At 72.4% G+C, this 13,831-nt stretch carries 7 protein-coding genes; 2 read left to right on the top strand and 5 right to left on the bottom strand.

The features are described from left to right. Positions 1-3: 3 nt before the first annotated feature. Positions 4-1,680: a hypothetical protein gene (locus tag ACWEJ6_RS09390; RefSeq protein ID WP_452422635.1), complete on the bottom strand. Its 1,677-nt coding sequence runs from the start codon at positions 1,678-1,680 to the stop codon at positions 4-6. Between the two features lie 537 nt (positions 1,681-2,217). On the opposite strand from ACWEJ6_RS09390, the gene leuS reads away from it, so the two are divergent. Continuing rightward, positions 2,218-4,665, top strand: a complete 2,448-nt coding sequence (gene leuS / locus ACWEJ6_RS09385; protein WP_452422633.1) for a leucine--tRNA ligase — start codon at positions 2,218-2,220, stop codon at positions 4,663-4,665. Positions 4,666-4,669: 4 nt separating this feature from the next. Here the strand turns inward: leuS and ACWEJ6_RS09380 are convergent, their stop codons facing one another. Both ACWEJ6_RS09380 and ACWEJ6_RS09375 read right to left on the bottom strand, forming a co-directional pair. Next, positions 4,670-5,638: a TIGR03557 family F420-dependent LLM class oxidoreductase gene (locus tag ACWEJ6_RS09380; RefSeq protein WP_452422631.1), complete on the bottom strand. Its 969-nt coding sequence runs from the start codon at positions 5,636-5,638 to the stop codon at positions 4,670-4,672. A gap of 49 nt (positions 5,639-5,687) precedes the next feature. After that, positions 5,688-6,110: a hypothetical protein gene (locus ACWEJ6_RS09375; protein WP_387663548.1), complete on the bottom strand. Its 423-nt coding sequence runs from the start codon at positions 6,108-6,110 to the stop codon at positions 5,688-5,690. A gap of 156 nt (positions 6,111-6,266) precedes the next feature. Here ACWEJ6_RS09375 and ACWEJ6_RS09370 point away from each other — a divergent pair, with 156 nt between their 5' ends. Continuing rightward, on the top strand, positions 6,267-9,413 hold the full coding sequence (locus ACWEJ6_RS09370) for a S41 family peptidase (RefSeq protein WP_452422629.1): 3,147 nt from the start codon (positions 6,267-6,269) through the stop codon (positions 9,411-9,413). A gap of 116 nt (positions 9,414-9,529) precedes the next feature. Here the strand turns inward: ACWEJ6_RS09370 and ACWEJ6_RS09365 are convergent, their stop codons facing one another. After that, positions 9,530-10,657, bottom strand: coding sequence for a MalY/PatB family protein (locus tag ACWEJ6_RS09365; RefSeq protein WP_452422627.1), 1,128 nt, complete (start codon positions 10,655-10,657; stop codon positions 9,530-9,532). A 334-nt stretch (positions 10,658-10,991) separates the two neighbouring features. Continuing rightward, positions 10,992-11,699 (bottom strand): transcriptional repressor LexA, encoded by a 708-nt coding sequence (gene lexA / locus ACWEJ6_RS09360; RefSeq protein ID WP_352357808.1) that lies wholly within the window; start codon positions 11,697-11,699, stop codon positions 10,992-10,994. Between the last annotated feature and the right edge of the window lie 2,132 nt (positions 11,700-13,831).

Here is a 13,831-nt window from a genome sequence, read left to right as displayed (position 1 = left end):
GGCTCAGGACTGCGCGGTCAGCTTGAGCTGGTTCATCACGGTACGGATGTCCGGCAGGAGCTGCTTGCCCTCGTCCGGGATCGACACGAACACGATGGCGGGCACGCTGCCGCCGGTGTTGACCGCCATCGTGACGATCGTGGCCTTCTCCGTGCCGGCGGTCATGGCGTAGGCGATGAGCCGGCCGGTGGAGGCGCCCACCTTGATCGGCTGCTGCGCGATCTTCCTGACCTTGTTGCCGTCGGGGTAGAAGTCCTTGCGGGCCTGCAGCACCATGCGCCGGATGACCGGCTCCAGGTCGTCCTCCTGGTACAGGGAGGACAGGTTCGCCGGCAGCGGGCCCGACATGACCTGGGCGTACTTGTCGGGCGCGACCTCCGTGTACTGGCGGGTGTCGTAGCCGAACGTGGACTTGACCGTGGCCCGCTGGTCGAGCTGCCAGCTGCCGCCCAGGCGGGGCAGGGAGACCCCGGCCGCCGCGTCCTCGACCCGGCCGGTCACCGGGGACGCCTTGCCCGGGTACTTGGGCAGGGCCGGGATCGTGGTGGAGCGCTTGCCCGTGCCCGCCTTCGTGGGGCCGGCCGAGGCCGTGGGGGAGGAGGCGGTCTTGCCCTCCGGGGTGTCCTCGCCGGCCAGCGGGCCCGCGAGGAAGGCCCACAGCAGCGCCGCGACCAGGGCGATCACGACCGAGCCGCCGAGCGCGTAGATCCAGATGGGCTTGCCCGGCTCGTCGTCCAGGGAGTCGTGGTCGCCGCCCTGGTACTCGTCGCCGAAGACGTTGTTCCAGAGCTCCTGCTGGCGGTCGGGGGGCGGGGTGCGCGAGCCGCTGATCTGACCGGCCGTCACGAACCGGCGGTCGGGGTCGGAGGGGTCGCGGTTCAGGTTGGAGCCGGGGCGCGGCTGGTCGGGGTGGCCGTCGCCGGGCATGCCCGGTCCGGCCGGGGGCGCTCCGACGTGGGCCGCCGCGAGCGGGCCGGAGGGTATCGCGGGGTCGCCCACCATGGTGTCGGCCTGCCGGCCGCCGTACATGACGGTGTGCTCGTCGGCCGGGCCGGCGGACGGCGCGCCAGGTCCGCCAGGTCCGCCATGTCCGCCGGGCCCGTCGAGCGGCGACGGCGCGGGCTGGACGGGGGCGTCGAGCGGGCCGGGCGCGCGGCCCAGCGTGACCGTGCGGTCCAGCGGGTCGGCGGCGGACGCCGACGGGGCGGGGGAGGGGGCAGGGGCGGGGCTGTTGGGCCAGGGCGCCGGCGTGGACAGGTTGGACCACGCGCCGGGGGACGGCGTCGGCGGCTGCGACCAGGCGGGCACCGGGTCCTGCGGCTGGGCCGGCTGCTGCTGCTCCGGCCAGGAGACGGGAACCTCCTGGCGGGGGGTCTCGGGCCAGCCCTGCTCCTGCCGGGGCGGGTCGGGCCAGGACGGCCGCGCCGGCTCCGGCCACGACGCGTCGCCGCCCCGCTGCTGCGCGCGGGAGTCGTTGCGAGACGGGTCGTTGCGCGGTGAGTCGTTCCGCGACGAATCGTTGCGCGGGACGTCGGGCCAGGAGGGGTCGGGGCGCGGCGGCTCGGGCCAGGAGGGCGCCTGCGGGGCCTCGGGCCAGGACGGCTGGGCCGGGGCGGCCTCCGGCCACGACATCGGCACGCCGGAGGACTCCTGCCCGCCGGACGGCCAGGAGGAAGGCACGTCGTTGCGGACCTCCGGCCAGGACGGTGGCAGGTGCGACGCTCCGGAGCTCGCGGAATTCTCCGTTGCCATTGCTGCCGGCCCTCCCGAGGTTGTGTCCGGATGTGCCGCTATATCCGGATTTGACGTACCAGGCATGATCTCATGGGATTTTCCAGGAGATACGGCTGGTTTCGCAGCGAAACGAGCGAAGCCGCGCGGATCGGTTGGCGGATCCTGCAGCGGCAGGTCGCCCTCCGGTCGATCTGGCTCAGCTGGGTACACCACGCGACGACAGTATTCTAAAGGGACATATGAGGTCACAACGGATACATCACCATCAGGTCTCGCTGGACCTGAAGGGTCCATTGTGCCTGCGCCGGTCCCCGGAGTATCTGCATTCCGTCGAAGACGTGCGCTAGGCTTGACACATGCGTTCCGCGACCCTGCTTCTTAGCGGGCCGCGACGGCCCTGAGAGGTCTCGCCGTCGCGGCTACCCCTCGTCGTGCACGAGGGGTTTTCTTATGGGTCCGAGTCAAGCCAGAAGGACAGTAGCCGTGAGTGAGTACGACCCGCAGGCGCTGCAGGCCAAGTGGCAGCAGCGATGGGAGGAACAGGAGCCCTACCGGGCGAGCGAGGACGCGGCCGACACCCGGGAGCGGCGCTACATGCTCGACATGTTCCCCTACCCGTCGGGCGACCTCCACATGGGCCACGGCGAGGTGTTCGCCATCGGCGACGTCGTCGCGCGCTACTGGATGCAGCAGGGCTACAACGTCCTGCACCCGATCGGCTGGGACTCCTTCGGCCTGCCCGCCGAGAACGCCGCGATCAAGCGCAACGCCCACCCCGCCGAGTGGACCTACGCCAACATCGAGACGCAGGCCCACTCCTTCCGGCGCTACGGCATCTCCTTCGACTGGTCGCGCCGCCTGCACACCAGCGACCCCGAGTACTACCGCTGGAACCAGTGGCTGTTCAACCGCTTCTTCGAGCGCGGCCTGGCCTACCGCAAGGGCGGCCTGGTCAACTGGTGCCCCAACGACCAGACGGTGCTGGCCAACGAGCAGGTCGTGGCGGGCAAGTGCGAGCGCTGCGGCGCCGACGTCATCCGCCGCGAGCTGACGCAGTGGTACTTCAAGATCACTGACTACGCCCAGCGCCTGCTGGACGACATGGAGCAGCTCGACGGCTGGCCCGAGCGCCTGCTGACCATGCAGCGCAACTGGATCGGCCGCTCCGAGGGCGCCGACGTGCTGTTCGAGATCGAGGGCCGCGACGAGCCGGTCCACGTCTACACCACGCGCCCCGACACCCTGTACGGCGCCACGTTCTTCGTGGTCGCGGTCGACGCCGCGCTGGCCGACGAGATCGTCACCGACGAGCAGCGCCCGGCCTTCGAGGCCTACCGCGCCGAGGTCGCCAAGCTGAGCGACATCGAGCGCCTGTCCACCGACAAGGAGAAGACCGGCGTCTTCCTGGGCCGCCACGCGGTCAACCCGGTCAGCGGCGAGCGCATCCCGGTCTGGGCGGCCGACTACGTGCTGTCCGACTACGGCCACGGCGCGATCATGGCCGTGCCCGCCCACGACCAGCGCGACCTCGACTTCGCCAGGAAGTTCGAGCTGCCGGTCAAGGTCGTCGTCCACACCGGCCTGGCCGACCCCGGCGAGACCGGCGAGGCCACGCCCGGCGAGGGCACGCTGGTCAACTCCGGCCCCCTCGACGGGCTGACCAAGGCCGAGGCCATCGCCAAGATCATCGAGATCCTGGAGGCCGAGGGCCGGGGCACCGGCGCGGTCAACTTCCGGCTGCGCGACTGGCTGCTGTCCCGCCAGCGGTTCTGGGGCACGCCGATCCCGATCATCCACTGCGCCGACTGCGGCGAGGTGCCCGTCCCCGACGAGCAGCTGCCCGTCACGCTGCCCGACCTGCGCGGCGAGGCGCTGGCGCCCAAGGGCGTCTCCCCGCTGGCCAGCGCCACCGAGTGGGTCAACGTCGAGTGCCCCAAGTGCGGCGGTGCGGCCAAGCGCGACACCGACACGATGGACACGTTCGTCGACTCGTCCTGGTACTTCCTGCGTTACACCTCGCCCGGCTACACCGACGGGCCGTTCGACCCCGAGCAGGTGCGCAAGTGGGGCCCGATCGACCAGTACGTCGGCGGCATCGAGCACGCCGTCCTCCACCTGCTGTACTCGCGCTTCTTCACCAAGGTCCTGCACGACATGGGCATGGTGAGCTTCACCGAGCCGTTCCTGCGCATGCTGAACCAGGGGCAGGTGATCAACGGCGGCAAGGCGATGTCGAAGTCCCTGGGCAACGGCATCGACCTGGGCCAGCAGATCGACGCGTACGGCGTCGACGCCGTCCGCCTGACGATGATCTTCGCCGGTCCGCCGGAGGACGACATCGACTGGGCCGACGTCTCGCCGGCCGCCTCGCAGAAGTTCCTGGCCCGCGTGCTGCGCGTGATGTCGGAGGCGACCGCCGAGCCGGGCGTGTCGTTCGAGGGCGGCGACGCCGAGCTGCGCAAGGTCACCCACCGCACGATCGACGAGGTCACCAAGCTGGTCGAGTCGCAGCGCTTCAACGTCGCGGTGGCCCGCATGATGGAGTTGACCTCGGCCGCCCGCAAGGCCATCGACTCCGGTCCCGGCGCGGCCGACCCGGCGGTGCGCGAGGCCGCCGAGTCGCTGGCCGTCATGCTGTCGCTGGTGGCGCCCTACGTCGCCGAGGAGGGCTGGGAGCGCCTGGGCCGCACCGGTCCGGTCGCCTTCGCCGGCTGGCCCGTCGCCGACCCCGCGCTGCTGGTGCAGGAGTCGGTCACGTGCGTGGTGCAGGTGGCGGGCAAGGTGCGCGACCGGCTGGAGGTCGCCCCCGACATCTCCGAGGACGAGCTGCGGGCCCTGGCCCTGGCCTCCGACAAGGTGTCCGGCTACCTCCAGGGCGCGCCGCGCAAGGTGATCGTGCGCGCGCCCAAGCTGGTCAACATCGTCCCGTAGGCGGCTAGATCCGGCGCAGGGCCGGCAGGAGCTCCTTCTCCGCCCAGTCGAAGAACGGCTCCTGCTGGTCGTGCCCGATCTGCACGAGCGCCACGTGCGTGTACCCGGCGTCGGCGAACTTCTTGACGCCCTGCACGACCGCGTCCAGGTCGTCGCCGCAGGGCACGCTCTGGGCGACGTCCTCGGGGCGCACCGAGCCGGCCGCGGCGGCGAAGTTCACCGGGCCGGGCAGCTCGGCCATGACCTTCCAGCCGCCGACGCCCGACCAGCGCCACAGCCGGTGGGCCCGCTCCTTGGCGGCCTCGGGGTCGGTGTCGTAGGCGATGGGCAGCTGGCCGTAGACCGGTCTGCCCTGGCCGCCCGCGGCGTGGAACTGCTGCACCACCTCGGGCATCGGGTCGTTGATGACCAGCACGTCGCCCAGCTCCGCGGCGAGCTCGGCCGACCGGCCGCCGGAGGCGGCGATGCCGATCGGCACCTGCGCGTCCGGCAGGTCGTAGAGCTTGGCGGAGTCGACGTCGAAGAACTCGCCCTGGTAGGTGACGTACTCGCCGCTGAACAGCTCCTTGATGATCTGCACGGCCTCGGCGAACATCCGGTGCCTGGTGTCCACCGGCGGCCAGCCCTCGCCGACGACGTGCTCGTTGAGGTTCTCGCCGGCGCCCAGGCCCAGGGTGAACCTGCCCTCGCTCAGCACCCCCATCGTGGCCGCCTTCTGCGCCACCACGGCCGGGTGGTAGCGCATGATGGGGCAGGTCACGTACGTCATGAGCGGCAGGCGCTCGGTCACCTGCGCCGCCGCGCCCAGCACCGACCAGCAGTACGGCGAGTGGCCCATCTCCTCGATCCACGGGAAGTAGTGGTCGGAGATGACCGCGTAGTCGAAGCCGACGCGCTCGGCGGTGGCGGCGTAGTCCACCAGTTCGCGGGCCGGGGTCTGCTCGGACATCAAGGTGTAGCCGATTTGTACCATGTGGTCGGGCTACCCAGGTTTGTCCGGATTAGGGTCGGGCGTCCGGAGATCAATCGTCACTGCGCAGCTCCTCGATCACCAGCCCGAGGCCGATGGCCAGCAGCCAGAGGTCCTTGGACAGGCCGATGCCCTGCTGGGTCGGGCGCAGGCTGCCCTCCTCGCGCATGCCCGGCGTCCTGAGGTAGAGCCCGAGCAGGCCCGCCGCGAACGCGGTCAGCCCCGCGCCGGCCAGCAACGACGGCACGAACGGCAGGACGAGCGCGGCCCCGAGGGCGAGCTCGCCCTTCGACAGCAGCCGGGTGAAGGCCACCGGGTCCTGGCCGCGCAGGAACGGGTACGTGCCCGCGGCCATGCCGTGCAGGCCGGCCGCCGTCTGCTCGTCGGCCTTGGTCTTGCCGATCCCGGAGTTGAGGATGATGGCGGCGGCGGCCAGGCGGCCCGGGATCTGGTGTGGGCGGACGAAAAATCGCATGATTCCTCACAGCGTGTGATTTGTGGCGATTGGCTCCTTCCCTGCCGTTCCCCGCACATCCGGGACATCGGACGGTCTTGGCTGTTCGCGGACGGTGGACCGCTGCTCTGAGAGAAAATCTTTAGCTGGTTTGGTGTCTCGCATTAGTGTCTAGCTGTGACATATGGCGCATACCTGAGATATCCACATCTGTCTGGTGACCTGGTCACCTTCGTCGCCGACGACGATGTCTGGCTCGCCCCCGTCGCCGGCGGCCGGGCCTGGCGCTTCACCGCCGACCGCGTGCCGGTCTCCACCCCGCGCTTCTCGCCCGACGGCTCGCGCATCGCGTGGACCAGCGGCAAGGAGGGCGCCCCCGAGGTGTTCGCGGCCGAGCTCGACGGCGCCGAAGGCACCCGGCTGACGCACTGGGGCAACGCCATGACCGGCGTCCGCGGCTGGACCGCGGACGGAGCCGTGCTCGCGGTCAGCTCCACCGGGGAGGCGTCGCGTACCCGGCTGTGGGCGTACGCCGTCCCGCTCGACGGCGGGCCGGCCGAGCGGCTGCCGTACGGCTGGGTCGGCGAGGCGGCCGTCAGCGGCGCGAAGGTGGCCACGGTGTCGCCGGTCTGGCGCGAGCCGTCCCAGTGGAAGCGCTACCGGGGCGGCACGGCGGCCAAGATCTGGGTCGACGCCGACGGCGACGGGGAGTTCGTCCGGCTGTTCGCCGACAGCCCCGCCCAGCACTGGGCGGTGAACTGGGTCGGCGACCGGATCGTCTACCTGTCCGACGCGGACGGCGTGGGGAACCTCTACTCGGCCCTTCCCGACGGGTCCGACGTGCGCCGGCACACCAGCCATGACGAGTTCTACGCCCGTCACGCCACGAGCGACGGCGAGCGGGTGATCTACAGCCACGCGGGCGACCTGTGGCTGCTGGAGAGCCTGGACGCCGAGCCGTACAAGCTGGAGGTGAAGCTCGGCGGCCCGCGGCCGGGACGGGCGCGCCGCCCCGCGCCCACGCGCGTCGGCGCCTTCTCGCCGGACACGACCGGGCGGGCCAGCGCGGTCGAGATCCGCGGCACCGCGCACTGGGTGACCCACCGCGACGGGCCCGCGGGCGCGCTCCGGGTGGAACCCGGCGTGCGGGTACGCCTGCCGCGCGCCCTCGGCGCCGACGGCCGGGCCGTGTGGGTCTCCGACGCCGGCGGCGAGGACGGCCTGGAGATCGGCACCCCCGGCGGCGAGATCAGGAGCCTGGCCGGCGGGCAGCTCGGCAGGGTGCTCGAACTGACCGCCGCCCCCGACGGCAAGCACGCGGCCGTGGCCACGCACGACGGGCGGCTGCTCGTCGTGGACCTGGAGTCGGGCGACCTGCGCGAGCTCGACCGCACCACCCAGGGCGACATCAGCGGGGTCACCTTCTCGCCGGACTCCGGCTGGCTGGCCTGGGTGCATCCGGACCACGAGCCGCTGTCGCAGATCAAGATGGGCCGCGTGGACGGCACATCGGTGATCGACGTGACGCCGCTGCGCTTCTCCGACTACGACCCGGTGTTCACCAAGGACGGCAAGCACCTGGCCTTCCTGTCGGTGCGCACGTTCGACCCGGTGTACGACGCGCACGTGTTCGACCTGTCGTTCCCGGCGGGCTGCCGGCCGTACATCGTGCCGCTGCAGGCCGCCACGCCGTCGCCGTTCGACCCCTCGTTGCAGGGACGGGGGTTCAACGGGGAGGACGACAAGCCCGGCAAGGACGACAAGAAGGACGACGCGCCGCCGCGTACCGAGGTGGACCCGGAGGCGCTGGCCTCCCGCGTGGTGCCCGTACCCGTGCCGGCGGGCCGCTACGGCAACCTCAGGACCGCCAAGGACGCGCTGCTCTGGCTCCGCCACCCCCTGACGGGCCAGCTCGGCGACGGCACCGAGCCGGTGAACGAGACCGTGCTCGAACGCTACGACCTCAAGAAGCGCGCCAAGGCCGAGCTCGGCAAGGAGGTGCGGGCCTTCGAGGTCAGCGGCGACGGCACCAGGCTCGTCACCAACGGCAAGAACGGCCTGCAGACGCGGGCGGCCGGCGAGGGCGACGAGGTCGTCACCATCGACCTCGACCGCATCACCGTCCAGATCGACCCGGTCGCCGAATGGCTCCAGGGCTACCGCGAGGCCGGCCGGCTCATGCGCGACCACTTCTGGCGCGAGGACATGGGCGGCCACGACTGGCAGGCCACGCTCGACCGGTACGAGCCGCTGGTCAGCCGCCTCGGCTGCCACTCCGAGCTGATCGACCTGCTGTGGGAGGTGCAGGGCGAGCTCGGCACCTCGCACGCCTACGCCAGGGGCCACGACGGCGTCAACGACCCGCGCCGCCGCCAGGGCCTGCTCGGCGCCGACCTGGCCAAGGACGAGGACGGGACCTGGCGGGTCGAGCGCATCCTGCCGGGCGAGACCTCCGACCACGCGGCCCGCTCGCCGCTGCTCGCGCCCGGCGTCGCGATCCGTCCCGGCGACGCGATCGTGGCGGTGGGCGGGCGTCCGGTCGATCCGGTACGCGGCCCGCTCGCGCTGCTGTCCGGCACCGCCGACCAGCCGGTGGAGCTGACCGTGCGGCCCGCGGCCGGCGGCTCGACGCGCCGGGTCGTCGTCACCCCGCTCGCCGACGACAGCCAGCTGCGCTACCACGACTGGGTGGAGAGCCGGCGGGCCTTCGTCCGCGAGTCGTCCGGTGGGCGGCTCGGTTACCTGCACGTCCCGGACATGGTGGCCTCGGGGTGGGCGCAGTTCCACCGCGACCTGCGTACCGAGATGGCCTTCGAGGGGCTGGTCGTGGACGTGCGCGAGAACGGCGGCGGGCACCTGTCGGAGCTGGTGCTGGAGAAGTTGTCGCGCAAGGTCACCGGCTGGGCGCGGGCCCGCGGCTACGAGCCGATGCGCTATCCCGAGGACTCGCCCCGCGGCCCCATCGTGGCCGTCGCCGACGAGTTCGCCGGGTCCGACGGCGACATCGTCAGCGCCGGGATCAAGAACCGCGGCCTCGGCCCGCTGGTCGGCACCAGGACCTGGGGCGGCGTCATCGGCATCGACTCGCGCTACTCCCTGGTGGACGGGACCGTGGTGACCCAGCCGCGGTACGCGTTCTGGCTGGAGGGGCCGGGCTGGGGCGTGGAGAACTACGGCGTCGATCCCGACGTCGAGGTCGTGATCACGCCGCAGGACCGGGTGGCGGGCCGCGACCCGCAGCTGGCGAAGGCGGTCGAGCTGGCGCTCGCCGCGCTGGAGGAGCGTCCGGCCGCCACCCCGCCGGACCTGCCGCCGCTGAGCTGACCGTCCTGAGGGGCGGCCCGTCGGGGCCGCCCCTCAGGCCGGCGGGATCTCGGAGAGCGGCGGTTCGGCCGTCTGCCGGCCCGGCCTGGTCGCCTCGAAGAGCGCCGGGCCCCTCCTCAGTTCAGCCTGGTGAGGATCTCCGAGAGCACCGGTTCGGTCGTCGCGAAGTTCAGCCGTACGTAGTCCGCGCCGCCGGGCCCGAACGACGCGCCGTCGTTGAGCCGCACCCGGGCCTCCCGCTCGATGAGCTCGGCCATGCCCGGCTGCCCGGTGTGCAGCCAGGCCAGGTAGGTGGCCTGGGGCATCCGGTACCCGAACCGGTCCGGCAGCCGCTCGGCGAGCAGCCGGCGGTTGCGGTCGAGCAGCGCCCGGGTCCGGTCCAGCCAGGCGTCGCCGTGCCGCCAGGCCGCGACCGTGGCCTCCACCCCGAACAGGTGCGTCGAGCCGAAGAGGAACGGCGGCTGCGCCGCCAGCGCCGCGCGGATCCCGGCGTGCCCGACGTGGGCGACCGAGCAGCGGATGCCGCCCAGGTTGAACGCCTTCGTGGCCGAGGTGAGGGTGACCGTGCGCTCGGGGAGGATCGTCGCGAAGGGGATGTGCCGGTGGGGCGCGTAGGTGAGGTCGGCGTGGATCTCGTCGGCCAGCACCAGCAGGTCGTGGCGTTCGGCGTGCTCGGCCAGCCCTTCCAGCTCGGCGCGGGTGAACACGCGGCCCGTCGGGTTCTGCGGGTTGACCAGCAGCAGCACCCGGCAGCCGGACAGGTCGGGCACCTCGAACCGCCACGCGTCGCCGTCCGGTTCGAGCTGGATGGGGACGAGCGGACGTTCCATGACGTCGAGGGTCGTCAGGAACGGGTGGTAGGCGGGGGTGTGCAGCGCGACGCCGTCCCCCGGCTTGGTCCAGAGGTGCAGCAGTACCTGGAGGGCCTGGTTGATGTCGCTGAACGTGTGGACGTGCGAGGGGTCGGCCGTCCAGCCGTGGCGGACGGCCATGCGCTCGGCGAACGCCTCGGCCAGGGGGCCGGCCTGCGGCTTGTCCAGCCAGGTCGGGTAGCCGAGGTCACCGGCGGCGCGGCGGGTCAGGGCCTCGATCACCTCGGGGGCGGTGGACAGGTCCATGTCGGCGATCCAGGCGGGGATGACACCGGGGGCGGTGATTGCCCACTTGAGACCGTCATGCGTCTCTTTGAGGTCCTTCAACTCTTTGGAGGCGGGGGTCTCTTTTGGGGCATTCGTGTCGGTCACGGGCACAGTCTAGGAGTCTGCGGTGTGGCGGTATGGGGGGCCTGATGCCGGTGCCTGCCGTCTGGGGCGTGGGCGGCTGCGCGGGGGTGGACGCGTTGTGTTCTGGGGCCCGAAGGAACGTCCAGAGAGAAAGGCGAGCGGGTGATGCGACGCCGCCCTCCACGCGAGGCCGGGGTGGAAGGGCCTCGCGTGGAGGGCGGCGTTCGGTGCGTGCGACTTGCGAGGAATCGCCACATGGCGCCGACGATCACAGCCCCCGTGCGAGGGAAGCCGGATCGCGGAGAAACCGAACGGCGGCCGCAGCCTCAGGGAGGAGGGCCGGCCGGCGGACGGACTAGAGGCGGCGGAGGACGGCCACCACCTTGCCCAGCACGCTGGCCTCGTCACCGGGGATGGGCTCGTAGTTCGAGTTGTGAGGCACCAGCCACACGTGCCCGTCCTTGCGCTTGAACGTCTTGACCGTGGCCTCGCCCTCGATCATGGCGGCCACGATGTCACCGCTCTCGGCGACCGGCTGCTGGCGGACGACCACCCAGTCGCCGTCGGCGATGGCGGCCTCGATCATCGAGTCACCGGCCACCTGGAGCAGGAAGAGCGTGCCCTCGCCGACGAGCTGCTTGGGAAGGGCGAAGACGTCCTCCACGCTCTCCTCGGCCAGGATCGGGCCACCGGCGGCGATGCGGCCCACGAGCGGGACGTAGGCGGCGGTCGGCCGGCTCACCGGGGCCTCGTCGTCGGTGGCGTCGGGGTCGACCCACAGCACGGGCTCGCCGGGCAGGCGCACCTCCAGGGCGCGCGGCCGGTGCGGGTCGCGGCGCAGGTATCCCTTGCGCTGCAGGGCGGTCAACTGGTGCGACACGCTGGACGTGCTCGTCAGCTGCACGGCCTCGCCGATCTCGCGCATCGAGGGCGGGTAGCCGCGCTGCTGCACCGAATCGCGGATCACTTCGAGGATCTTGCGCTGCCTGGGCGTCAGGCCCAGGGAGTCGCGTCGGCGCACCGCGAGGTCTGTGACCCCGTTAGCGTCTTCCCGCTCGCTCATGCTCTTCCTCCTCGCCTGGCGGCGGCCCGCCTCACCGGCGAACCTCCCGGTCCGTGGTCTTGATGTCGCACACAGCGACCGTATCGCTGTTGAAGATCATCTTCAAACAATTGTTCGAGTCTTCCTCGAAATTGTCGCCAGCGTGGTGTACAACATCGTACGGGAGTTCGATCGACACCGTGTTCGATTTGCTGATCTTATTTTGGCCGTTTCCTCGGGCCAGACGGCGGGAGGTCAATCGTGCGAACGACCCCGAGCACCGACCCGACCAGCGAAGACGCCAACCGGCTCACCCTCATCGCCGACGCCACCCGGGGCGCGGGCCGACGGGGGGACGACCCGCACACCGGCTCCGGCCGCCACGAAAATCCGGGAAAACGACCGGCTCCCGATTCGAACACCCGGCGGCGCCGCGCCGGCGGCTCAGGGGGAGCCGTCCACGGCTCGGGCCGCCCCCGGCTGTGGCTGGTCCCCTCCCCGCGTCCCGACACGGACACGGACACGGGCGGCGACCGGACGCTGCCTCAGGAGGGCGGTGGACGGCCCCTCGCCGACGACACGCTGACTGGCCGCCGTCCCGAAGGCAAACAGGGCACCCCCGGCACGGGCGTGACAAAACCCCGCGCCCGCCCGCCCGAGCCCGGCCCCTGGCGCCGACGGCCGCCCGAAGCGAGCGGACGACGTCCGGAAGACGAGACGGAGGGGCGGCGAGGCCGAGGTCAGGCGGAGGGGCCAGGCAGGCGCGGCGAGGCCGACATGTCAGGAAGCCGAGGTCTGGCGGAGGCGCCGGGGAGGCGAGGTCAGGGGGGCCGTGCGGCGCGACCGGCGGGCCGGAACGCGGCGATCGTGCCGGAAGGGGAGCGGGAGCGCCGGGCGGAGGCCCGGGCGGACCGCCCCTGGGAACGGCGGCGTCCAGGGGAGGCCACGGGCCGGCCCGAGCTTCGCAGGCGGCGCTCTGGTGAGCCCACGGCCCGGCCCGAGACGCGAAGGCGCCGCTCAGGTGACTCGACCGAGCAGCCCGAAGCAGAGGGGCGGCGCCGGAAGAGGAGCGAGCGGTTGGGCGAGCAGGGGCGGCGCCGGGAGGAGGCCGCCGAACGGTCCAGCGAGCAGGGGCGACGCTCGGGACGGTTGGTGGAGCGGCCGGACGAGCCAGGGCGGCGCTCAGAGCAGTCGGCCGAGCGGTCGGACAGGCAGGGGCGGCGGTCGGGACGGGCGGCGGAGCGGTTCTCGGTACGGGGGCGGCGCTCTGGGGAGGCCAAGGGCCGGGATCGGGGACAGGTGGTGAGCGGGCCGGGGGGCTCGCGGCGCCGGGGGGCGCGGAGGAACGGGGGTTCTGGTGACGGTGAGGCTCGCGGGGGGCGGGAGATGTTGGGACGTGTTGTGGGGGCGGAGAGTGCTCCGGCCGGTGACGGTGCGGGGTTTGTGCGGAATGGCCGTACGTTGCGGCGGCGGCGGGGCCGTGGGCGGGGTGTCGGGGTGATTCCTACGGGGGCCGGCGTCAAGGCTGCGGCTCCTCCGGTGCGGCTGACCCGCCGGGGGCGGATCGTGCTTCTGGTGGTGGTGATGGTGTTGCTGTCCCTGGGTGGGTTCTGGCTCGGGACGCGGGCGGCCGGGCATGCGGCTGTGGGCGCCGGGGCGCCCGGCGCTTCGGCTGTGGGCGTCGGGGTGGCCGGCCGCGCGGCCGTGAGTGCTGGGCTGCCCGGCCGGGCGGGGTAGCCAAGGGCGGAGGTCGGCTGAAGGCACTCCCTGCGGGGGATCGCCGGACGCTGGGCGCAGGGGGCAGAGCTCCAGAGGGCCGACCTCAAGGGCGTCTAGGGATGGGCCCAGGCTGATGGGCCCTGGCCCCTAGCAAGCAGGCACAAAGGGGGTCCCACGGGAACGGGCGCAGGCTGGCCTGGCCTCAAGAAGGCGGAAAGCGGGCAGGTGGCCTGGCCTCAAGGGAACGGGGGAGGAGTCCCTCCAAGCTGCCCCACGGGCCAGGCCGGCCTGGGCCCCCACCAGGTGCGCGCCGGACGGCCTGGCACCGGCACCTCGCCCTGGCCATGCTCGCGCTGGCCATGCTCGCGCTGGCCATGCTCGCGCTGGCCATGCTCGCGCTGGCCATGCTCGCGCTGGCCATGCTCGCGCTGGCG

It is taken from the genome of Nonomuraea sp. NPDC004702 (genome assembly GCF_053601695.1).
This window is presented reverse-complemented; position numbering and strand designations above follow the sequence as displayed.